Annotated in this window: 19 protein-coding genes; 2 read left to right on the top strand and 17 right to left on the bottom strand. The window is 66.7% G+C overall.

Annotated features, from left to right (window positions below):
- Position 1: 1 nt before the first annotated feature.
- From APT63_09785 to APT63_09760, 6 genes are all read right to left on the bottom strand, one after another.
- Entirely contained in the window at positions 2-910 is a 909-nt protein-coding gene (locus APT63_09785; GenBank protein ID AMA45895.1) for an aldo/keto reductase, read from the bottom strand.
- Positions 911-1,203: 293 nt separating this feature from the next.
- Positions 1,204-2,076 carry a pyridoxamine kinase gene (locus APT63_09780; GenBank protein AMA45894.1) on the bottom strand — a complete coding sequence of 291 codons (873 nt, stop codon included), beginning with the start codon at positions 2,074-2,076 and terminating at the stop codon, positions 1,204-1,206.
- Positions 2,077-2,226: 150 nt separating this feature from the next.
- Positions 2,227-3,516 carry a beta-ketoacyl-[acyl-carrier-protein] synthase II gene (locus APT63_09775; protein ID AMA45893.1) on the bottom strand — a complete coding sequence of 430 codons (1,290 nt, stop codon included), beginning with the start codon at positions 3,514-3,516 and terminating at the stop codon, positions 2,227-2,229.
- 40 nt (positions 3,517-3,556) lie between these two features.
- Entirely contained in the window at positions 3,557-6,664 is a 3,108-nt protein-coding gene (locus APT63_09770) for a multidrug transporter (protein AMA45892.1), read from the bottom strand.
- Entirely contained in the window at positions 6,661-7,779 is a 1,119-nt protein-coding gene (locus tag APT63_09765; protein ID AMA45891.1) for an efflux transporter periplasmic adaptor subunit, read from the bottom strand. The genes APT63_09770 and APT63_09765 overlap by 4 nt, the downstream gene beginning before the upstream one ends.
- A 70-nt stretch (positions 7,780-7,849) precedes the next feature.
- Entirely contained in the window at positions 7,850-8,467 is a 618-nt protein-coding gene (locus APT63_09760) for an AcrR family transcriptional regulator (GenBank protein ID AMA45890.1), read from the bottom strand.
- 431 nt (positions 8,468-8,898) lie between these two features.
- Here APT63_09760 and APT63_09755 point away from each other — a divergent pair, with 431 nt between their 5' ends.
- Positions 8,899-10,032 (top strand): MFS transporter, encoded by a 1,134-nt coding sequence (locus tag APT63_09755; GenBank protein AMA47848.1) that lies wholly within the window; start codon positions 8,899-8,901, stop codon positions 10,030-10,032.
- Positions 10,033-10,079: 47 nt separating this feature from the next.
- Here APT63_09755 and APT63_09750 read toward each other — a convergent pair whose 3' ends face one another.
- Positions 10,080-11,054 (bottom strand): replication terminus site-binding protein, encoded by a 975-nt coding sequence (locus APT63_09750; GenBank protein ID AMA45889.1) that lies wholly within the window; start codon positions 11,052-11,054, stop codon positions 10,080-10,082.
- 395 nt (positions 11,055-11,449) lie between these two features.
- Positions 11,450-12,589 (bottom strand): aldehyde dehydrogenase, encoded by a 1,140-nt coding sequence (locus tag APT63_09745; GenBank protein AMA45888.1) that lies wholly within the window; start codon positions 12,587-12,589, stop codon positions 11,450-11,452.
- 317 nt (positions 12,590-12,906) lie between these two features.
- On the opposite strand from APT63_09745, the gene APT63_09740 reads away from it, so the two are divergent.
- The gene (locus tag APT63_09740; protein AMA45887.1) at positions 12,907-13,824 is read left to right on the top strand and encodes a LysR family transcriptional regulator; all 918 of its coding nucleotides are present in this window, start codon (positions 12,907-12,909) and stop codon (positions 13,822-13,824) included.
- A gap of 13 nt (positions 13,825-13,837) precedes the next feature.
- On the opposite strand, the gene APT63_09735 is transcribed toward APT63_09740, so the two are convergent.
- From APT63_09735 to APT63_09695, 9 genes are read right to left on the bottom strand one after another with little or no spacing between them, the layout of a single operon-like run.
- Complete coding sequence (locus APT63_09735; protein ID AMA45886.1) at positions 13,838-14,602, bottom strand: malonate transporter; 765 nt, start codon at positions 14,600-14,602, stop codon at positions 13,838-13,840.
- Position 14,603: 1 nt separating this feature from the next.
- Positions 14,604-15,032, bottom strand: coding sequence for a malonate carrier protein (locus APT63_09730; GenBank protein AMA45885.1), 429 nt, complete (start codon positions 15,030-15,032; stop codon positions 14,604-14,606).
- A gap of 59 nt (positions 15,033-15,091) precedes the next feature.
- Positions 15,092-16,018, bottom strand: coding sequence for a malonate decarboxylase subunit epsilon (locus APT63_09725; GenBank protein ID AMA45884.1), 927 nt, complete (start codon positions 16,016-16,018; stop codon positions 15,092-15,094).
- Positions 16,015-16,638 carry a phosphoribosyl-dephospho-CoA transferase gene (locus APT63_09720; protein AMA45883.1) on the bottom strand — a complete coding sequence of 208 codons (624 nt, stop codon included), beginning with the start codon at positions 16,636-16,638 and terminating at the stop codon, positions 16,015-16,017. Before APT63_09720 ends, APT63_09725 begins: the two co-directional genes overlap by 4 nt.
- A gap of 48 nt (positions 16,639-16,686) precedes the next feature.
- Positions 16,687-17,469 carry a biotin-independent malonate decarboxylase subunit gamma gene (locus tag APT63_09715; protein AMA45882.1) on the bottom strand — a complete coding sequence of 261 codons (783 nt, stop codon included), beginning with the start codon at positions 17,467-17,469 and terminating at the stop codon, positions 16,687-16,689.
- Positions 17,466-18,320: a biotin-independent malonate decarboxylase subunit beta gene (locus APT63_09710; protein AMA45881.1), complete on the bottom strand. Its 855-nt coding sequence runs from the start codon at positions 18,318-18,320 to the stop codon at positions 17,466-17,468. Before APT63_09710 ends, APT63_09715 begins: the two co-directional genes overlap by 4 nt.
- Complete coding sequence (locus tag APT63_09705; GenBank protein AMA45880.1) at positions 18,317-18,613, bottom strand: malonate decarboxylase acyl carrier protein; 297 nt, start codon at positions 18,611-18,613, stop codon at positions 18,317-18,319. The genes APT63_09710 and APT63_09705 overlap by 4 nt, the downstream gene beginning before the upstream one ends.
- Before the next feature lies 1 nt (position 18,614).
- Positions 18,615-19,469: a triphosphoribosyl-dephospho-CoA synthase MdcB gene (locus APT63_09700; protein ID AMA45879.1), complete on the bottom strand. Its 855-nt coding sequence runs from the start codon at positions 19,467-19,469 to the stop codon at positions 18,615-18,617.
- Complete coding sequence (locus tag APT63_09695; GenBank protein ID AMA45878.1) at positions 19,469-21,130, bottom strand: malonate decarboxylase subunit alpha; 1,662 nt, start codon at positions 21,128-21,130, stop codon at positions 19,469-19,471. The genes APT63_09700 and APT63_09695 overlap by 1 nt, the downstream gene beginning before the upstream one ends.
- Between the last annotated feature and the right edge of the window lie 80 nt (positions 21,131-21,210).

The raw sequence follows: 21,210 nt of genomic DNA, 5'->3' as shown, positions 1-21,210 counted from the left end.
GTCAGGTGAACTGGGCGATGAGTGTTTTTTGCTGCTCGGCGCTCAGGAGCCGACCATGGCCGGCCTCGAGCTGATCGCGCTGACGGTCCGGGCGGCCAGTGGCCGGGATCACGGCCGTCACCGCCGGGTGGCTGAGGGCGAACTTGAGAAACAGCTGCGCCCAGCTCGTCACCCCCACCTCGGCGGCCCAAGGCGGCAAGGGACGGTCCTTGACCTGGGTGAACAGGCGGCCGTCGTCGAAGGCACGGTTGATCAACACGGCCACGCCCTTTTTCTGGGCCAGGGGCAGCAGCTCCTTGGCGGCTTGAGGCGCGTTGACGGCGTAGTTGATCTGGATGAAATCCAGCGGTTCCTTGTGCAGAATGTCGATCATCTCGGCATGGCCGCTGGCCAAATAATGGGTGATGCCGACATGGCGCGTCTTGCCCTGGGCCTTGAGTTCACGGGCGTAAGCCAACTGTGTGCGCCAGTCGCGCAGGTTGTGCACCTGCAGCAGGTCAACGCGGTCGGTGCGCAGGTCACGCAGGCTCCGGGCCCATTGGCGTTCGGCGGCCTCGCGGCTGTCGGCGGCGATCTTGGTCGCCAGGAAGCATTTCGAACGCCAGCCCCCTGCCTCCAGCAACTGCCCGAGGATGGCGTCGGCACCGTTGTAGTTGGGCGAGGTGTCGATGATCGAGCCGCCGCCTTCGAAGAAGATCTTGAGGGCCTCGGCGAGGCGTTCATAGGCCGTCGACCCGGCTTCGACCTCGAAGCTGCCGGAGGTGCCGGCGCCGATGACCGGCAAGGCTTCGCCCGTGCCGGGGACGGTGCGGGTGAGCAGCGCCGTGGAGGGCGAGGCGCGCAGCCAGGGGCTCGCCGCGAGCAGCGCCAATGCAGCGCCGGTGCGTAGGACTTCGCGACGTCCGTACATGGGAGGTTTCCTGTCATCCAGTGGAAATATTCAATCTAGTGGCTGAGGAAAAGACCGCTGGAAGAGAATGTTTCTGGATGTGAAAAGTGTGGGGCAAGGCTACGAAAGCTGACCGAATCTGGTGCCAAGAGTGAGCTCGCCGGTGCTTGGGCCGCCGCCATCGCGGCACTGGGGCCGCTCCTACACCCGTAGCCCCACCGCACGGGATTGCAGGCTATCTCGGTCACCTGTGGGAGCGGCCCCTGTGCCGCGATAGGGCCGGTGCAGACCCTGCTGATCCTGCAGCCCTACCCTTACCCTACCCTCACCGCCTCACAGACGAACCCCGGCGCGACGATCTGCTCCTGAGCGGCGACCAGGGGCAAGTCCCGCGACCCCACGACCGTCGCCTGCACCAGGCCATACAGCGTCGAGGTCGTGCGTTCCAGTGCCTCGGCCAACGGCACCTGGTTCAGCAAGTGCGCCAGCACGGTGGCCGAGAACACATCACCCATGCCATTGGGCAACGGGTGCAGCGCCAGACGTGGGGTATTCACCAGCCATGCACCCTCGCCATTGATGGCCAGCGTCCCCAGGCGATCCAGCGGAATGTCGTCGGTGGCCAGGCTGGTGATCACCACGATGTCCGGCCCACGCCCACGCAGCTGCTGCGCCACGCGCACCGCTTCGGCAACGCTGCCGAGCTTGCTGCCGGTCAGCAGCTCGAACTCGAACTGGTTGGGGGTGATGATGTTCGCGCAGGGCAAGGCCAGGTTGCGGAAGAAATCGGGGATCGCCGCCTGGACGAAGATCCCCCGCCCCACGTCGCCGATGACCGGGTCGCACAGGTAGCGCACCTCGGGGTTGTCACGACGAATCTCCTCCACGGTCTCCAGGATCACCTCGCCAATGGCCGCATCGCCGACATACCCCGACAGCACCCCTGCCACCTGGGCCAGTACCCCACGTTCACGCAGCCCCTGCAGCACCTCGCGCACGTGCTCGGCGCCGAACACCTGGCCCCGGTACTGGCCGTACCCGGTGTGGTTGGAGAACTGCACGGTGTGGATCGGCAGGACTTCGAAGCCCAGGCGTTGCAGCGGGAACACGGCGGCATCGTTGCCGACATGGCCGAAGGCGACGTGCGATTGGATCGAAAGAACGTAGGATGGGCTGAGACCGCTCATGGGAGTGCCTTGTGTCGAGTCATGAAACCGCGCGGGCCGGTTGCAAGGGCGGTGCGCGAAAACACACACGTTACACCATCTGCCGCCGTGTCGAGCGTCGGCACAAGGCACCCTTCCCCTGCTGTGGACGTTCCTCAGCTCACTGCACCGTCAATGACCGACCCATTGCTTGAACAACACGCTCGCATTGACCCCGCCGAAACCGAATCCATTGGACAGGGCATGGGTCATTGGCGTCTGCCGGGCCGTCAACGCGACCAGGTCCAGCCCTGCTGCCGCTTCGTCCGGCGCATCGAGGTTAAGGGTCGGTGGGGCTATCTGGTCGCGCAGCGCCAGCACCGTGAAGATGGCTTCCACGGCGCCCGCCGCGCCCAGGAGGTGGCCGGTCGCGGACTTGGTCGCGCTGATCGCCAGGCCCGGACGAGTGCCGAACAGGGCACGTAGCGCTGCCAACTCCCCGCCATCGCCCACCGGCGTGGAGGTCGCATGGGCGTTGATGTGCTGTACCTCTTCAGGACTGATCCGCGCCTGACGCAAGGCCTGCTCCATGGCACGTTGCGCGCCGCTGCCATCGGCAGGGCCTGCCGTCAGGTGGTAGGCGTCGGCACTGGTGCCGTAGCCGACCAGCTCGGCCAATGGCGTCGCCCCCCGGGCCAAGGCGTGGTCGAGCGACTCGATCACCAGCAGGCCGGCCCCTTCGGCCATGACGAAACCCTCACGGTCTCGGTCGAACGGGCGGGACGCCTTCCAGGGCTGATCGTTGAACCCGCTCGACAGGGCTCTGGCCGCCGCGAAACACCCCAGCGTGACGCGGTCCAGGGCAGCCTCGGCCCCGCCACACAGCGCAATGTCCGCTTCACCGCTTCGGATCAACCGCGCTGCATCGCCAATGGCCTGGACACTGGCAGCGCAGGCTGTGACGGGGGCGCCCAGCGGCCCTTTGAAACCATGGGTGATCGATACGTGACCTGCCGCCATGTTGGCCAGAAATGAAGGCGCGGCGAACGGCGAGAGCCGACGTGGGCCTCGTGCATCCGTGGTCCGTACAGCCTCGGCGATCGCGCCGAAGCCGCCGATCCCCGAAGCGATCACGGTGGCCGTACGCTGTCGGCTCACCTCATCCTGCGGATGCCACCCGGCCTGCGCCAGCGCTTCATGGGCCGCGACCAGGGCGAACTCGATGAAACGGTCCATCTTCTTGCGCGCCTTGGCCGGTATCGACGCCAGCGGATCGTAACCGGCAACAGGATCCTCTTCACGTGTGGGCACCTGCCCGCCGACGTTCACGCCTACACCAGCGCTGACGGCGTCAGGCAAGGTGCCGATGCCCGAGACGCCTGCCAGCAGGCGCTGCCAGACGATCTCCACGCCACACCCCAACGGCGTGACCATGCCGCTGCCCGTCACGACGATACGTTGCTGGGCCGATTGTTCGTTCATGTTCATTCTCCACGGTTGAGCAGGCAGGCCCTGTCCGGGTTCATCGACCGGCGGCCGACGTTTCGGATGGCGATGCACGGGATGGAAGCGGGGGATCGCGTTGGATCTTGAACCAGATCGCGTACATCGCCGGCAGGAATACCAGGGTGATCAGGGTGCCGCCGAAGGTGCCCCCGATCAGGGTGTAGGCCAACGTCCCCCAGAACACCGAATGGGTCAGCGGGATGAACGCCAGAATGGCGGCCAGCGCCGTCAGGAGCACCGGGCGCGCACGTTGCACGGTGGCTTCGACCACCGCCTGGAAAGGCTCGAGTCCATGGGCCTGGTTGTGGTCGATCTGCCCGATCAGGATCAGTGTGTTGCGCATCAGAATGCCCGACAACGCGATCAGCCCCACCAGTGCGTTGATGCCGAAGGGCTGTCCGAACAGCAACAGCATCGGCACCACACCGATCAGGCCAAGCGGCGCGGTGAGAAACACCATGGTCATGGCCGACATCGAACGCACCTGCACGATGATGATGAGCAAGGTGATCGCGATCATCACCGGGAACAGCGGAATCAAGGCGGCGGTGGCCTTGGCCGACTCTTCGATCGAGCCGGCCTGCTCGATCCGATAGCCCGGCGGCAGCGTCTCGATGATCGGTTGCAGCTCCCGAGTCAGGGCACTGGAAACGTCCGGCGGTTGCAGATGCTCGGCGATATCGCCCCTCACCGTGAGGGTCGGTGTGCGGTCCCGTCGCCTCAGGATCGGGTCTTCGCTGCGAACCTCGAGCGTGCCCAGTTGGGACAGCGACACACGTTGCCCGCTCGCGTTCACCACGCTCAGCGCCTGGAGACGGGCTGGGTCGAGACGCACGTCGCCGGCGGCCCGGCCAACGATCTGAACCGAGCGGATGTCCTCGCGCACGGCCGTGATCGGCGTGCCTGACAGCAGGAACTGCAACTGCTGGGCAATCGTGCTCGGGCTCAATCCCATGGCCTGCAAGCGGTCCTGATCCAGTGACAGGTGCAACGTCGGCACCCGCGTGCCTGCATCCAGATTGACGCTGCGCATCATCGGGCTGGCTTGCAGCACGGCTTCGACCTGGTGCGCGATGACGCGGACCCTGTCCAGGTCCGGCCCCATGACGCGGTAGGCGACCGGGTAAGGCGAATAGGGACCGAAGACCAGTTGCGTGACCCTGACCTGCGCCTCGGCAGCCAAGCCCTGGGCAACGGCCTGACGCAGCTTGAGCTTCAAGGCCTCGCGCGCCTCTTCGTCAGGCGTGAGGACGACGATCTTGGCAAACGAGGGATCAGGCAACTCTGGCGCCATGGCCAGGTAGAAGCGTGGTGGGCCCTGCCCGATGTACGAGGTGACGACCCTCGCAGCGCTCTCGTTGCGCAGCCACGCCTCGACCTTGGCCGTGGCTGCGCTGGTCTGTTCGATGGACGTGCCACGCGGCATCTGCACGTCGACCAGCACTTCAGGACGATCGGAGGTCGGGAAGAACTGCTTGTCGACCCGGGCCATACCCAGCACAGCCAACGTGAACAGTACGACCACGGCCCCTGCGACCCCCCATTTGCGCTCGATGACCTGCCCGAGCAGACGGCGGAAACGAGTGTAGGCGCGGGTGTCGTATGGCGTGGTGTGCCCGCCCTCGACCGGTTCGAGCTCAGGAAGCCACTTGACGCCCAGGTATGGGGTGAAGACCACAGCCACGATCCAGGACGCGATCAACGCAATCCCGACGATCCAGAACATGTTGCTGGTGTATTCCCCTGCCGTGGACTGGGCGAAGCCGTTGGGCATGAAGCCCACGGCCGTGACCAGGGTGCCGGCCAGCATCGGCGCTGCGGTATGGCTCCAGGCATACGCCGATGCAGCGATCCGGTCATAACCCTCCTCCATTTTCACGACCATCGTCTCGATGGCGATGATGGCGTCGTCCACCAGCAGGCCCAGTGCCAGAATCAAGGAACCGAGCGTGATGCGGTCGAAATGCCTGCCCGTGGCGTCCATGACCACGAAGACCATTGCCAAGGTCAGCGGCACGGCGGCGGCGACTACCAGGCCCACGCGCCAGCCCATGCTGATGAAGCAGACCACCATCACCACCAGCAACGCCACGAAGAACTTGACCATGAACTCGTCCACGGCAGCACTGATGTTCACCGACTGGTCGGTGACCTGTGAGAGTGTCATGCCCAAGGGCAGGCCCGCGTTGATACGGGTCCTTTCCTCAGCCAGGGCCTTGCCCAGGTCCAGGCCGTTCCAGCCATCGCGCATGACCACGCCGAGCAGCAAGGCCGGCTCGCCCTGATGGCGCACCAGAAAGGTCGCTGGGTCCTCATGACCGCGCTCGACCGTGGCGAGGTCGGACAATCGAAAGGTGCGCCCTGCGACGGTCACGGGCGTGTCGCGAATGCGCTGAAGCGTCTTGAACGCACCGTCGAGCCTGACGACGACCTCGGGCCCTCGGGTCTCGATGGAGCCGGCAGGCGTCAGAGCATTCTGGCCTTCGAGCGCAGCGAACAGGTCCTGTGGTGCAACGCCCAGCGTGGCCAATCGTTCGTGGGAAAACGAGATGAAGATGCGCTCGGGTCGCTCGCCGATGATGTCGACCTTCTTCACGCCAGGCACGTGCAACAGTCGCTGGCGCAGCGTCTCAGCTTCGCGCACCAGCAGACGGTGGGGTTCACCCTTGGCCTTGAGCGCGAACAGGGCGAACGTCACGTCGGCGAACTCATCGTTCATCAGCGGGCCGATGACACCGGCGGGCAGGCCGTTGGCCGCGTCGCCGAGCTTCTTGCGTGCCTGATAGAACTGCGCCTGGACCTCGTCCGGGGGTGTCTTGTCCTGCAGCGAAAGCAAGGTGAAGGCCATGCCAGGTCGCGTGTAGGTCTCGCTGCGGTCGTACCACTTCAGCTCCTGGAGGCGCTTTTCGAGCAGTTCGGCGACCTGGTCCTGCATCTCCTGAGCGGTGGCGCCAGGCCAGGCGGTGATGAGGGTCATCTGCTTGACGGTGAACGGTGGATCTTCGGCGCGACCGAGCTTGAAGAACGACAGGCAACCGGCCACGCTGATCAGCAGGATCAGAAACAGCGTGACAGCACGCTCACGGACGGCGAGCGCCGACAGGTTGAAGCGCGTGATGCTCATGGGCGGGTTCCAACTACTGTCTGCGGCGGTGTCTGTTCAAGTACCACCTGCTCGCCCTCGTGCAACAGGTGGGCGCCCAGGGCGACCACCCGCTCCCCTTGCGCCACGCCCTGGACGCGTGCGCTGTCATCCCCAAGCCCGATGAGGGTGATGGGCCGCCATGTGACCCTGGCCACGGCAGCGTCCGAGGTGTCGGTGACGACCCACAGGCCGGGGCCCCGGCCGGCGTCGTACACGGCGGTCAGCGGCACGCTCGATTCACCGGGCGCAGCAGGCTCAGTGACCAGTCGAAGTGTCACGGTGGAACCCAGAGGCGCGTCGGCATTCGCCCCTTGGAGCACATAGCGCGCCTCGAACGTCCGGGTGATAGGGTCGGCGGCACCGGATAACTGCCGCAGCGTCGCGGGCGAAGGCGCAAGGGTGCTGTCGAACGACCGCGCCTGTGCAAGGCTGCCGAGGGCCGGGCGCATGGTTTCAGGCAATTGCACCCACGCTTCGCGGGCACCGGACTGGGCCAGCGTCATGACACGCTGCCCAGCACTGACGACCTGCCCAGGCTCGGCCGACGTTTCCACCACCACCCCCTCGACATCGGCGGTGAGCACGGCATAGCGCGTGCGATTGTCCGCGACGACAGCCTCGGCCTGAGCAGCACTGAGCGCGGCCCGGGCAGCCTCGGCCTCGGCCTGGAGGCGGTCGAAGCGGGTGGCTGAGATGGCGCCTGTCGACACCAGTTCGCGGTTACGACGCTCATCGCTCGCCGTCTGTACGGCGCGCGCCTTGGCACTGGCCACGGCTTGCCGAGAAGCACGGGCTTGCAGATCCAGGTCAGTGGGGTCCAGGCGCATCAGGCGCTGCCCGGGGTGAACGTGCTCGCCGACATCGACGAAACGTTCGAGCACCTTGCCGCCGACGCGAAAGCCCAGGTGGCTTTGCACCCGGGCGGTGACGACGCCCGTGAACGAGCGGTAACCCTGTGCCGCTTCGGCGACGGTGGCGACCCTGACCCGCGGAGCAGCGGCACGTGGGTCCTCGACGTTAGAAGGCGCGCCGCAGGCCGTCAGCAGCAGAGGGAGCAGGCACAGTGTGGAAGTGGTACTGCGGAGCAGGAGCATCGGATTGCGCACTCGAAAGGGCAGAGAGGAATCCGATTCTGATACTAGTGACCAATTTCGTCAATAGTCACTAACTGGCTGTCAGGCTCCGTATCAGAAGGTCTGGCAAGAGATCAATGGCTGTTTCGGCAGTGTCCAGGTTGTACTGCAGCTGCACCGGGTTGATGAAGGGTTGCATCACCAGGGAGATCGCCTGAGTGGCCTCGTCCAGTGGCGTTTTATCTTCGAACTCACCGGTCTTTCTGCCGTCCAGCACGATCTGTTCGATCAGCCGATGCAGACGCTCGCCGTGGGCTGCTGCCGAAGGCCAGTGGTCACGCCCGGCCACGGCAGCGATGTCGTAGAGCTTGCGGTCATGAAAGAACAGCTCGCTGCCCGTCTCCACAAGGGCGCGGAACAGGCAACGCAGCTTTTGCGAGGCGCTTGGTGCCGTGGCGACAGCCTGTTCGACAGCGTTCATGATCATTGCCAGGCGGCTGGCGCAGATCATCTCGCCGATGGCCTGTTTGGAGTCGAAGAACTTGTAGATATAGGCCTTGGAAAAACCGATGGCCTTGGCCAGGTCCGACACGGTGGTCTTCTCGTAACCGTAATGCCCGAAATGCTGCATCGCCGCTTCCATGATCTGGTCGCGAACGCTGTGGTCGGAAGGACCTCTGGGGGTAAAGGTGTTCGATTGTCTAGTCATGCCTCAGTCTAGCGTGATGCCATGGCGAGTGACAGCGCATGATCAGCCTCACGCAGGCGACCGTATCGACGATCGGGCAGCAACTCGGCCATGCCTCCGACAGCGCTTTCAGGCATGCCTTCAAACGTCTGCTCGATTGCTCACCGCTTCAGTAGTGGAATGCACAGGCCAAAGCCGGCAGCGCGCGTGACTGAATTCCCTTCATCACCCATGCAAGTCCGGCACGCATGAAATCGTGGCAACGACGGCACCTCACTGCACGCGTCTGGTCTGTGAAAGAACGTCCGCGCCGTGAACCGGGTTTTGACTCGACACGCCTCAGGGGGTTGTCTACCCTCGCGCCTTTATCGTTTCAGCCTCTTGTCAGAAGGATCCCGATGTCCGCTTCCCTTCCTCCCCTGTCGACTCCGTCGAAACCTGCCATCGCCAAGATGGAAGCCTCCATGGCCCTGGGCAGCTTCGCCATCGGCACCGGCGAATTCGCCATCATGGGCCTGATGCCCGACATTGCCAGCAATCTCAACCTGAGCGAGCCACAGGTCGGCCATGCGATCAGCGCCTACGCCTTGGGCGTGGTGGTGGGCGCGCCCACGTTGGCGATCCTGGGCGCCAAGCTGCTGCGCAAGCACATGCTGTTGTGGCTCATGCTGCTGTACACCCTGGGCAACCTGGCCACGGCCTTCGCGCCCTCGTTTTCCAGTCTGGTGGCGTTCCGCTTCGTCAGCGGCCTGCCCCATGGGGCCTACTTCGGTATCGCGGCCGTGGTCGCCTCGAGCATGGTGCCGAGCAACCAGCGCGCCGGTGCGGTGGCGCGGGTGATGCTGGGGCTGACCCTGGCCATGCTGTTGGGTAACCCGATCGCCACGTTCCTGGGGCAGTTCTTCGGCTGGCGTTCGGCCTTCGTGCTGGTCGGTGTCATCGCCTTGTGTACCGTGGCGCTGGTTGCCCGGTATGTGCCGCAGCCTCACGACGAAGTGCGCAGCGATCCACGGCGTGAACTGCATGCCTTCACCAAACCGCAGGTGTGGATGGCATTGGGCATCGCCTCGATCGGGTTTGCCGGCATGTTCTGCGTGTTCAGCTACCTGGCGCCGACCATGCTCGAGGTGACGCGTGTGTCGCCCCAGTGGATCCCGTTCGGGCTGGCCGCCTTCGGGCTGGGCGGCATCGTCGGCAACATCGCCGGCGGCAAGCTGTTCGACCGGCTGGGCTTCCGGGCCGTCGGGCTGGTGCTGATCTGGTCGATGCTGGTGCTGGTGTGCTTCTCGTTCGCCGCGCACTCGCTGTGGACCTTGCTGCCGGCCGTCGCGCTGGTGGGCACCATGATCGCCCTGGCGGCCCCCTTGCAGATTCGCCTGATGGACATCGCCCATGAGGCGCCGAGCCTCGCAGCAGCCTCGAATCACGCGGCCTTCAACCTGGCCAACGCCCTGGGGCCTTGGCTTGGCGGGCTGGCCATCACCGCAGGCCTGGGCTGGACCAGTACCGGGTACATTGGCGCGGCGGCAGCCCTGGGCGGGCTGGTTCTGTTCCTCATCGCGCGTCGGATGAAGGACGGGCACTGAGTCACGCGGCCTGGACGATACCCCCGGTCGTCCAGGCCAGATTCTCGTCAGGTCGGCTCGTAGACCACGCCACCGAGCCGATAGGTCGAGTGCAAAGCACCCTCCTTCACCGGCGCTTCGGCCTGGGTCGACTGCCCTTTCGGGCCTGGCAAATACATGTGACGCTGCGGCCACACCTCCTGCCGCGCCTTGACGTCACGGCGCCGTTCGCCCCGCACGGCCTTGTCGAAGTGCTTCAGGTCACTCAGCTTCATCGGCCCATCCCCGGCCAGCACGAACACCGGCAGGTTGGCCTTGGGCTGCGCGTCCCACTTCATGCCGGTGGGGCCGAACCACAAGGTGCAGCGCGGGTGCGGTGCGATCTGTTTGTGCTTGATCAGCACGTCGGCGTCGTTGAGCCGGATGATGGCCGCCAGGTCCAGGTACTCGGGCGTCTGCTGTACCGGAATGTCTTCCGCCGCCGCCCGCAGCTTGGCCGCATGGGCCAGCTGCTCACGCACCTTGGCCACCCGAATGCGTTCGGTGCTGGTGGTGTGTCCGGCCCAGGTGAACGAGATGCGCCGGGGTGCGCCGTCGAACACGTGCAGCGTGCGCTGCAGCTGCTTGGTGCTGAACAGTGAGGAACCCAGCGCCTTGCGCATCAGTTTCGGGCGCATTTCCGGGGCCAGGTTCTGGGCCACCCGTTCCGCTTCGATGGCATCCATCAGCGCAAGCTTGGCCGTGTTGACAGCCATGGCCAGCGGCAGCACCGATGCGCTGAGCTGGAAATAGCCCGGCAGGCGCATCACCGTGCCAGGCGCCTGGTCGATGTCCCGTTGAAACGTGCGCAAGGCCACGACCGTGGCATCGATGGCCTGCTGTCCGGTCAGGGCCTCGACCTCGATGACGTCGGGCGTGCGCTGCTCTTGCAGGACGGGCACCCGCCAGACCTTGCCGGCCACCACCAGCGACGGCCAGGTTTCATTGAACTGGGTGACTTCGGCGACCAGCCGTTGATAGGCAGCCTGGATGACGTCGTACATGGTGATGCCCTCGTGAAGATGGATCGGAAGGTGGCGAAGCCGCCTACAGGCCCCTCCTCTTGATTACTGGGTTTGATGCGGTGCTTCAGGATGGGTGGTGTTGTCTGAATTTTCCCATTTGGGGTGGTATAAAAATGTAGAGCGGCTGAAGGCCTTTGTCAAAGGCCTGTCGGTTTTTTTGCCGGCGAAAAGAGCACGCCCGTACTCCGCAGTATACGAAGGGGGTGCTCAGGTGTCATTCGAGACGGCTGGAAGGCCGTCTGCTGCGAAGCAGAAGGCTCACTACAGCCTGGCTGGTGATGGGGTGGTATATAAAGTGTTTGCAAAAAAGAGCACAGGCGTGCTCTTTTTGTGGGATCGGGAGAGCAGAGCCATGGCGCTGCTCTCCCCTGTCATCACTTGCCCGGCTTGAGCACCACCTTGGTCCAGCCATCGTCGCGCGCATCGAAATGCCGGTAGGCATCCGGCCCCTGCTCCAGCCCCAGGCTGTGCGAGATGATCTGCGAAGGCTTGGCGCGGCCGTGGTGGATCAGTTCGGCGAGACGACGGTTGTAGGCCTTGACGTTCGCCTGCCCCGTGCGGATCTGTTGCCCCTTGAACCAGAACGAACCGAAGTCGAAGGCCATCTTGCCCTCCTTGGCCAGGTCGTTCTCAGCGCCAGGATCCTGGGGCACGAATACCCCCACGACGCCGATGCCACCGGTCGCCCGCGTCGAAGCCACCAGGTTGTTCATGGTCAGGTGGTTGGCCTCATGGCCGTGACGATCGCAGCACTGGTAGCCGACGCACTCACATCCACGGTCGGTACCCCTGCCATGGGTCAGGTTGAGGATCTGCTCGACGGCCTTGTCCTCGGCCGAGTTGATCGGCGTGGCGCCCAGTTGCGCGGCCAGCTTCAGGCGGTCTGGCTGGTGATCGACCACGAACACCTGGGCGGCGCCCTTGATCATCGCGGCATGGGCGGCCATCAGGCCCACCGGCCCGGCGCCGTAGATCGCGATGCTCTCCCCCGGCTGCAGGCCTGCCAGTTCGGTGGCGTGCCACCCGGTGGGGAAGATGTCCGACAGCATCACGTAATCGTCTTCACGCTCCTGGGCGTCTTCCGGCAGCACCAGGCAGTTGAAGTCGCCATAGGGCACGCGCAGCAGCTCGGCCTGGCCGCCGGCGAAGGTGCCCATGTCGGCGAAGCCATAGGCCGCGCCTGCCGAACCTGGGTTCACGGTCAGGCAGTAGCCGGTCAGACCGCGCTCGCAGTTGTCGCAGAAGCCACAGCCGATGTTGAAGGGCAGGCAGACCTGGTCGCCGACCTTGACCCGATCGACCCCGACACCGACCTCGATGACTTCACCAAGGTTCTCGTGCCCGAAGATGCGGCCTTGTTCGAAGGAGGTGCGGCCTTCGTACATGTGCAGGTCCGAGCCGCAGATGTTGGTGGTGGTGACCCTGACCAGTACGTCGGTAGGTTTTTCGATCTTCGCGTCGGGCACGTTCTGGACGGACACATCGCGCGGCCCGTTGTAGACGATCGCTTTCATGACTGACTCCTGGAATGCGGGTGGCGAACAGCTCGCCGTCCCTAGGTCAGGCGGACAGGCGCCAGGAGGGTTCAGCGCCTGGGCAGGAGGACCGACCGGTGGCGCTAAACATTGGAGGGGCAATGTCTGGTCGGTCTTGCATCAGGGACCTGTGAAAGCGAGCTTGCCCGCGATAGCGTTCGGACCGCCACCGCCGGCTCACAAAGGCAGACGCCCTGGAATCGTTCACCACTACCGCCTTGGACCAAAGGACCGAAGCCGACCCCCACCGTTTCCTCGTACACTGCCACCCCACCGACCGCCCCAGGAGCCCGCCGATGCAGATCGATGAAGAACTCACCTTGAAGAAACTCGAGATCTTCCTCGCCTTCATGCACGCCGGGAACCTGGCCCGTGCCGCCAGTGCGCTGGACACCAGCAGCGTCAGCGTGCACCGGGCCATCCACTCCCTGGAGAACGCCCTGCGCTGCCCGCTGTTCAAGCACGAAGGCCGTAGCCTGACACCCCTGGAAAGCGCCTACGTGCTGGAGGAGAAGGCCCGCAAGCTGATCCAGGACACCAGCGAGATGGTGCGCCTGACCCGTGAGGCCGCCGGGTTCTCGTCCGAGCGCTTCAAGCTCGGCGCACTGTACTCGCTGACCGTGCGCACCGTGCCGCAGCTGATCATGGGCCTGAAACTGCGGCGCAGCGAGCTGAACATCGACCTGACCCTGGGCTCCAACGTGGACCTGATGTACCGGCTGAAGAACCTCGAGCTGGACGCGATCCTGGTGTCGCTCGACGAAAGCACCGGTGATGTGGCCTGCGAGCAGTTGCCGCTCTACGAGGACGAGATCTTCCTGGCTGTGCCGACCGACTCGCCGTTCGCCCAGGCCCAGGAGGTCGACCTGGCAGACTTTGCCGAGTCGACCTTCCTCACCCTCACGCCAGGATTCGCCACCCACCGCGACGGCGAGCGGGTGTTTCGCCAGGCGGGCTTCGAACCGAAGGTGGCCATGCAGGTGAAGGACATCTTCACCTTGCTCAGCATGGTCAGCTCCGGGGTTGGCTATGCCCTGCTGCCAGGCCGCATCTCGGCGGTGTACGAGAACCAGATCAAGCTGATCGCGCTGCGCCCGCAGTACCGCCACCGGCAGCGCATCGGCGTGGTCTTTCTCAAGACCCGTGAGCGCGACCCTAACGTGCTCGCGCTGATCGCCGAGTGCCGCATGTACAGCCGCCGGCACCCGGCCTGACGTCAGCGGCGCCCTACCCCACCAGCGCCCGTACGCAGAAGTACAGCACCGACGGCCCCAGCAGGCAGCCCAGCCCGGTGTGGAAGGTCGCCGTGAGCGCGCCATAGGGCACCAGGCGCCGGTCGGTGGCCGCCAGCCCGGCGGTCACCCCGCTGACGGTGCCGGCCAGCCCGCCGAAGACCATCGCCGAACGTGGGTTGTCCAGGGCCAGCAGGCGCGCCGAGACCGGCGTGAAGACCATCACCAGGATGGCCTTGATCAGCCCGGTGGCGATCGACAGCGCCATGACATCGGAACTGGCCCCTAACGCTGCACCGGTGACCGGCCCGACGATGTAGGTCACCGCACCGGCGCCGATGGTGGTCATGCTCACCGCGTCCCGGTAGCCAAACGACCAGGCCACCGCCGCACCGACGATGAACGGCAGCACCGTGCCCAGCAGCAGCGCCACCGCGCCGATCAGGCCGGCCTTGCGGGCCTCGGTGGCCTGCACCTCGAAGGCCGTGGCGACGATGGCAAAGTCGCGCAGCATCGCCCCACCCATCAGCCCGATGCCGGAGAACAGCGCCAGGTCGGCGATGCCTTTCTGACCGCCTGTGAGGTTGCCGCCGATCCAGGCCAGCACCAGGCCAATGACGATGGCGATGGCCGAGCCGTGCACGCGGCCGAAGGTCAGGTACTTGGACAGCAGCACCGACACCCACATCACGGCGCCGACCACGGCGAAGGCGGTGATCAGGCCATTGTGTTCCAGCGCATTGCGCAGAAGATCGATCATCTCAGCGACCTCCTGCCGGTACGGCCAGGGCCACCGGCTTGTCCGGCGCTGCGTCCGGCAAGGCCTCCAGCGGCTCGCCACGGTGGGTCCGGCTGATCAGCGCAATGGTCGCCCCGCACACCAGTACCGCGCCCACCGCCGCCAGCAAGGCGACCGGGCCACCGTGCAACGCGGTGACCACGTTCTGCTGCGCGGCCATGGCCACCACGATCGGGATGTACAAGGCGCCCCAGAAACCGACGCCGAACTCGCACTCCTTGCTCAGGCCACCGTGCCGGTGCATGTACAGGCGTGCGCAGATCAGCAGGATCATGGCGATGCCGACCCCGCCGACGTTGGACCGGACACCGAGCAAGGCGCCCAGCAAATCACCGATGACGACACCGGCAAGCGTGCAGATGGCCAGCAGGGCCACTCCGTAGATGATCATTGTGGTTATCCTCGTGATGGATCGATGTGTTTGTTCTTGTTGTTCGAAAACCCACGGCCTCACTGCTCGGCGCTCACCTCCCGGCGCATCAGCGCCTGCAACGTGTCGAGCCGGGCGCCCTGGCAGGCGACCACCACACCCTCGGTGAAGACGGGCCGGGCCAGGCCGCTGAGCACGGCACCCGGCGGCAGCTCGACCAGCAGGCGCACCCCGCGCTCGTAGGCCACGCGCAGGGTGGCATGCCAGTCCACGGGGCGGCACATGTTGAAGGCCAGATCGTCGCGCAGTGCGTCGACCTGGCGAATGATCCGGGCCGTGCTCCCGCTCAGGTAGCTCAAGGTGGGCCGGCGCAGTGCAACGTTGGCGAAGGCGGCGGCCAGCTCGGCGGCGGGTGCGTCGAGCAACGGGCAGTGCGACGGCACGCTCATGGCCAATCGCCTGGCCGCCCGGGCGCCCAAGGCCAGTGCGCGCTCGGCGAAGGCCGCCAGCGCAGCATTGCTGCCGGCGACGACGAACTGGTCATCGGCATTGAGGTTGGCCAGGTACACCGGCGCGCTGGCCTGCCGAATCAGGTCCTCGACCGTCGAACGCGACAACCCGACCACGGCCGTCATGCCATGGCCGCTGGGATAGGCTTGCTGCATCAATTGGCCGCGCCGTGCCACCAGGCGCACGGCATCGGCGAAGGACAGCGCGCCCGCGATCACCGCCGCCGGGTAGGCGCCGATCGACAGGCCGCTCACATAGGTCGGCGGCGGCGCGTCGCGCATCAGGCGGCGTGCAGCGGCGACACCGCTGACCAGCAGGCACAGTTGCACGGCGCGGGTATCGGCCAGCGCCTCGCGGCTGTCCAGCTGCTCGACCGGCTCGCCCAGTGCATCGCTGGCCTCCTCCAGGCAGGCGCGGGTCTCCGGCTCGTCCTGCCAATGGCGCAGCATGCCGGGGCGTTGCGCGCCCTGGCCTGGAAAGGCGAACAGCACGCTCACGCGGCGTGCTCCTGCACGTGCCACGGATCGTCCACCAGGCAGGCACCGTGATCGCGCTTGAGCAGCACGCGCCGTGCCGAGCCAGCCCATTCGGCCAGCGCCACCGCGCCCCAGGGGGTTTCCAGCTGCGTATCGATGCGGCAGTCGCTGGCCTGCAAGCGTGCGCACAAGGCCCGTGCCTGCTCGCGCGGCATCGGCTGTGGCGCACGGATCACCAGGTCCAGGTCGCTGTCGGCATGCAGCACCTGGGTGCCGCTTGCCAGCTGATAGCCCACGCCCCCGGTCGGCCCCCAGGCCAGGCCTTGGGCATCGAGGTAAGGCGTGACGCGGGCCAGCGCCACGAGCGCCGGCCAGTTCAAGGGGGCGTCCGCCTCGAGGCGCAGCTGTTCGGGGCTGCGCTGCTGGCGGATCATCGAGGCGGCCAGCCAGGCGGCCAGGCGTTGATGACGCTGCGCGCCACGAATGCCGACGGCCACCTGGCCTGGGGCGCCGACGGCCCGACGCATCACTACCGGCTGCCCGGCGCGCAGCACCGCGTGGGCCCAGTCAGGCGCCTGGGCCGGCAGGTCCGTCGGCGTCATGCCCCAGAGCAGATCGTGTGCCCGGTATGTCATCGTCATGTCCCTCTCCCTCTGCTGCATCTTCACGTCCTGAAAGGCGCGCAGGATTCACCACTGGTCCCGCAAGCGTTGCCGTACCTCGGACGACAAGGCGCGGTTCGGTGCGCCCAGGCGTGATCCCAGGTCGCTGCAGGTGCCGATGTCCTGCACGGCGCGGGCCAGTACCTCGAGCACTGCCTCGACATCGGCCGGGCCAGGCCGCTCGGCGGCCTGCACGGTCACGCGCTCCCACAGCAGGCCCAGCGATGCGTAGCTGTCCAGGTCGTAGGCCATGGGTGCGACCTGGGCGGCCAGGGCCTCAAGTTCCTCGACACTGCGCAGGGTGATGCGCGCCGCGGCGGCCTTGCCCATGGCGTGGACCATCACCCCACTGTCGTCCAGTGCGATCAAGCGCTGCGCCTGGTAGCCGTGGGCCAGGAACGCCCCGGACATGGCCTTGCCCACCAGCAGGCCGATGGAGGGGTGCCCGGCCAGGCGGGCACGGGCATAGGCGTCCACGGCGGCGGCCAGCGCCTGGTGGATGCCCAGGGCTTCTTCGCGTCGACCGTAGGCCTGGCTGGGCACGTCGACCACCGACACCAGGACCCGTGGCACGCCGCCGCGGTCAGCTTCGATGGCCTCGTCGACCGCCTTGGCCAGGCCCCAGCCTTCCAGCAGGCCGACCTCGCCCTGCCGCGCACGGGGGAACGGGTTATGCGCATCCGGCACCACCGCCAGGAAGCGTGCAGGACGATTGCCCACTTCACCATCGACCACCCGCACCGAGGCCGGGTAGCCCGGCAGCGCGGTCCCCTCGGTCAAGGCCTGCAGCCAGTTCACTCCACGGCTCATTGCACGTCCCCCTTGAGTACGGCGCGGGCACCGGCCGCGTCGAGTTGTTCACAATCGTCCCCCAGCGCGCCCAGCCGGGCCAGGAAGTGCGCCGCCTGGCGGGTGCGCGGCTGCGCAGGTTCGCCGGCGGCCAACTGCGTCACCACCGCCTCGCGCACCTGGCTCGCCTCGTCGGCGACGAAAGCATCGGCCAGGCCGCTGGCATGGCGCTGCGCACCGCCGGTCAGGCTCCAGATGAAGGGGCGGTCGCGCGAGTCGTATTCGTCGAGCCCGGCCTCCTGCTCGATCACCTGCGGGCCATTGAGGCCCAGACGGGCTTCGCGGGTGACGATCACCCGACTGCACAGCCCTGCGGCGATCGACATGCCGCCAAAGCACCCCACCGATCCGGCGATCAGACCGATCACCGGGCGGTACTGGCGCAGCGCGACGATGGCCGCCTGGATCTCGGCGATCGCGGCCAGGCCCAGGTTGGCTTCCTGCAGGCGCACACCGCCGGTCTCCAGCAGCAGGACGGCCGCCGTGGGGATACCCTTCTGGTTGTCCTCGACGGCCAGCTCCAGGGCCCCGGCGATCTTCGCGCCGCCGACCTCGCCCATGCTGCCGCCCTGGAACGCGCCTTCGATGGCGGCCACCAGCAAGGGCTGGCCGTTCAGCGTCCCCTTGGCCACGACCACGCCGTCATCGGCCTGAGGCACGATGCCCTGCTGGGGCAGCCAGGGCGACATGACCCGGTCGAACGGGCCGAGCAGTTCACGGAAGGAGCCGGCGTCGAGCAACGCCTGGGCGCGCTGACGGGCGCCGAGTTCGACGAAGCTGCGGCTGCGCAGCAAGCGATCGGTGTCGGTCATGGGGCCACCTCCTCGAACGCCTGTTCCAGGCGCAGGCGCACGACCCCTGGGGTGGCGCCGAAATCATGGATGTCCAGGTGCGCGGCCGGCCACGCCTGTGCGGTGAACAGGCGCTCGAACAGGTGGCGCCAGCGGTCGGCGCTGCCATTGACCGAGGTCAGCACCTGGATCGTCAGCGTGCCGTTCGTGGCAGGCTCGAGCAGCACTTCCAGGTCGCCGGAACCGACGCAGCCTGCCAGCGCGCGGCCCTTGGCCGGTTGCCCGGCGGGGTAAGTGAACGAAAGGGTTTCCATGTCAGAGGCTCCCGAGCCGATCGAGGAACAGGCAGGCGGCCAGCAGGTCGGCTGCGCCACCGGGTGAGGCGTTGAGGGCGAGCAGGCGTTGATCCAGCGTGCGCAAGGCACGGCGCCCGGCCAGGCTGGCGCTGCCCCCTGCGTCGAGCACTGCGCGTGCGCCGTGTTGCATGACCTGCACGCCTGCCGGGCCAGCCCGCCAGAGCACACAGGTGTCGTTCAGGCAGGCCATGATCGCCAGCAAGGCATCCAGCCGGGCGTTCTGCTCCCCGGCGCCCTGGGCGCGACTGCGCTGCAGCTGCGGCAGGCCGTGCTGGATGACCGTCGGAAACCCCAGCGCCGCTTCCTGGCGTGCCCCACCGGCGCCGTAACGTTGCCGGACCTGCTGGCCATGACTGGCAGCGGTACGCGGGGCAAAACGGTCGTCGAGCACCGCGAGGCGACCTGCGCGGGCGGCCAGGGCCGCAGCCCCTCCTGACGCGGGGCCCATTGCGCGGGCAGCCAATAACAGGCCCAGTGCCCAGATCGCGCCCCGGTGGGTGTTGACGCCACCGGTGGTGACCAGCATCGCGGCTTCGCCATCGCGACCGAGGCGGCCCAGGGCTTCGCGCAGCGGCACGCCGACTTCGCCGAAGTCGGCTGCCGCCTCGGCCATGGCATTGAAACAAGGCCACAAGGACAACGCCGAGGCGTGCATCAGCCCCAGGTGCAGGTCATGGTGGGCGCCTTGGCCGCGGCGGTCGACCAGGGCCGGCTTGGGCGACAGGTCGGCCTCGTCGAGCAGCGCCTCCACCGCCAGGTCGGCCAGCGCCTGTGACAGCGCAGGCGCGTGTTCGGATCGTCTGGACAGGTTCATCACCAGCTCCTGAAGCGTGCAGGTGGGGTGTACAGGCCGCCGGACCACTCCACCAGCTCGGCGATGCTCTTGGCCGCCAGCAGCTCGCGGGTCGCCTGGGTGCGGTGGATGCCCAAGTCCTCGGGCAAGGCGATCAGGCCCTCGCGGCGCAACCGCTGGGTCTCGCGTGGGTCGTGGCGCAGGCCGATGGCGGTGACGCCCGCGACGGCGGCGATCATCGCCTGGCGCTCCTCGAGGGTGCGGGCCTTGTACAGGTAGGCGATGCCTTCTTCGGTCAGCAGGTGGGTGACGTCGTCACCGTAGATCATCACCGGCGCCAGCGGCATGCCGGTCTTGCGCGCCACCTCGACCGCATCCAGGGTCTCGACGAAGGTGGGCTTGCCGCCCTCCTGGAAGGTCTCGACCATCTGCACCACCAGCTTGCGGCCGCGTTCGAGCAGCGTCACCGGCTCGGTCATGTCCAGCCAGGCCGGCGTGGCATGGCGGCGACCGCGCGGGTCATGGCCCATGTTCGGCGCCCCCCCGAAACCGGCCAGGCGGCCGCGGGTGACGGTGGACGAATGCCCATCGCCATCGACCTGCAAGGTCGCGCCGATGAACAGGTCGACCGCGTACTGCCCGGCCAGCTGACACATCATGCGGTTCGAACGCATCGAGCCGTCGCGGCCGGTGAAGAACACGTCCGGGCGCTGGGCAATGTAGTCTTCCATGCCCAGCTCGGTGCCGAAGCAGTGCACGCTCTGCACCCAGCCGGTCTCGATGGCCGGGATCAGCGTCGGGTGCGGGTTGAGCGTCCAGTTGCGGCAGATCTTGCCCTTCAGGCCGAGGGACTCGCCGTAGGTGGGCAGGATCAGCTCGATGGCGGCGGTGTTGAAGCCGATGCCGTGGTTGAGCGACTGCACGTTGTGCCGCTCGTAGATCCCGCGGATCGCCATCATCGCCATGAGCACATGGACCGGCTTGATGTGCCGGGGGTCGCGGGTGAACAACGGCTCGATGTAGAACGGCCGGTCGGCCACCACCACGAAATCGACCCAGGACGCCGGGATGTCCACCCGTGGCAGGTCGCTGACCTCGTCGACCAGCTGGTTGACCTGGACGATCACGATGCCGTCACTGAAGGCAGTGGGCTCGACCAGCGCGGGGGTGTCTTCGGTGCTGGGACCGGTGTAGATGTTGCCATGGCGGTCGGCCATGAAGCCGGCCACCAGCGCCACGTTGGGAATCAGGTCGACCAGCAGGCGCGAATACAGCTCGATGTAGGTATGGATGGCACCAACTTCCAGCAGCCCATCTTCGAGCAACTGGCCAATGCGCAGGCTCTGGGGCCCGGCGAAGGAAAAGTCGAGCTTGCGCGCGATGCCCTGCTCGAACAGGTCCAGGTGTTCGGCGCGGCTGACGCTGGGCAGGATCATGTGCAGGTCATGCAGCCGGGCGGGATCGGCCTTGGCCAGCGACCGCGAGAGAAAGTCGGCCTGCTTCTGGTTGTTGCCCTCGAGCACCACCCGGTCGCCAGGGGCGATCAAGGCTTCCAGCGCCTCGACGATACGCTCGCTGGGGATCACCACCCCCTCGGCCAGGTGCCGGGCCTGATCGAGGCGCCGCTGCTTCTCGGCACGTCGTCGGGACCACTGGGGTGGAGGGGCAGGTCTTGTCGTCATGGGGTGACTCCACGGAGGCGTTGTCGTGGAGTGACGGTACTGGGGGGCGTAGGGGGGTATCAATCAACCTGCAAGGCTAA

This window comes from Pseudomonas monteilii (assembly GCA_001534745.1).
GTDB classification, from domain to species: Bacteria; Pseudomonadota; Gammaproteobacteria; order Pseudomonadales; family Pseudomonadaceae; genus Aquipseudomonas; species Aquipseudomonas alabamensis.
Note: the sequence above shows the minus strand (reverse complement) of the source record. Positions and strands in the feature narration are given on the sequence as shown.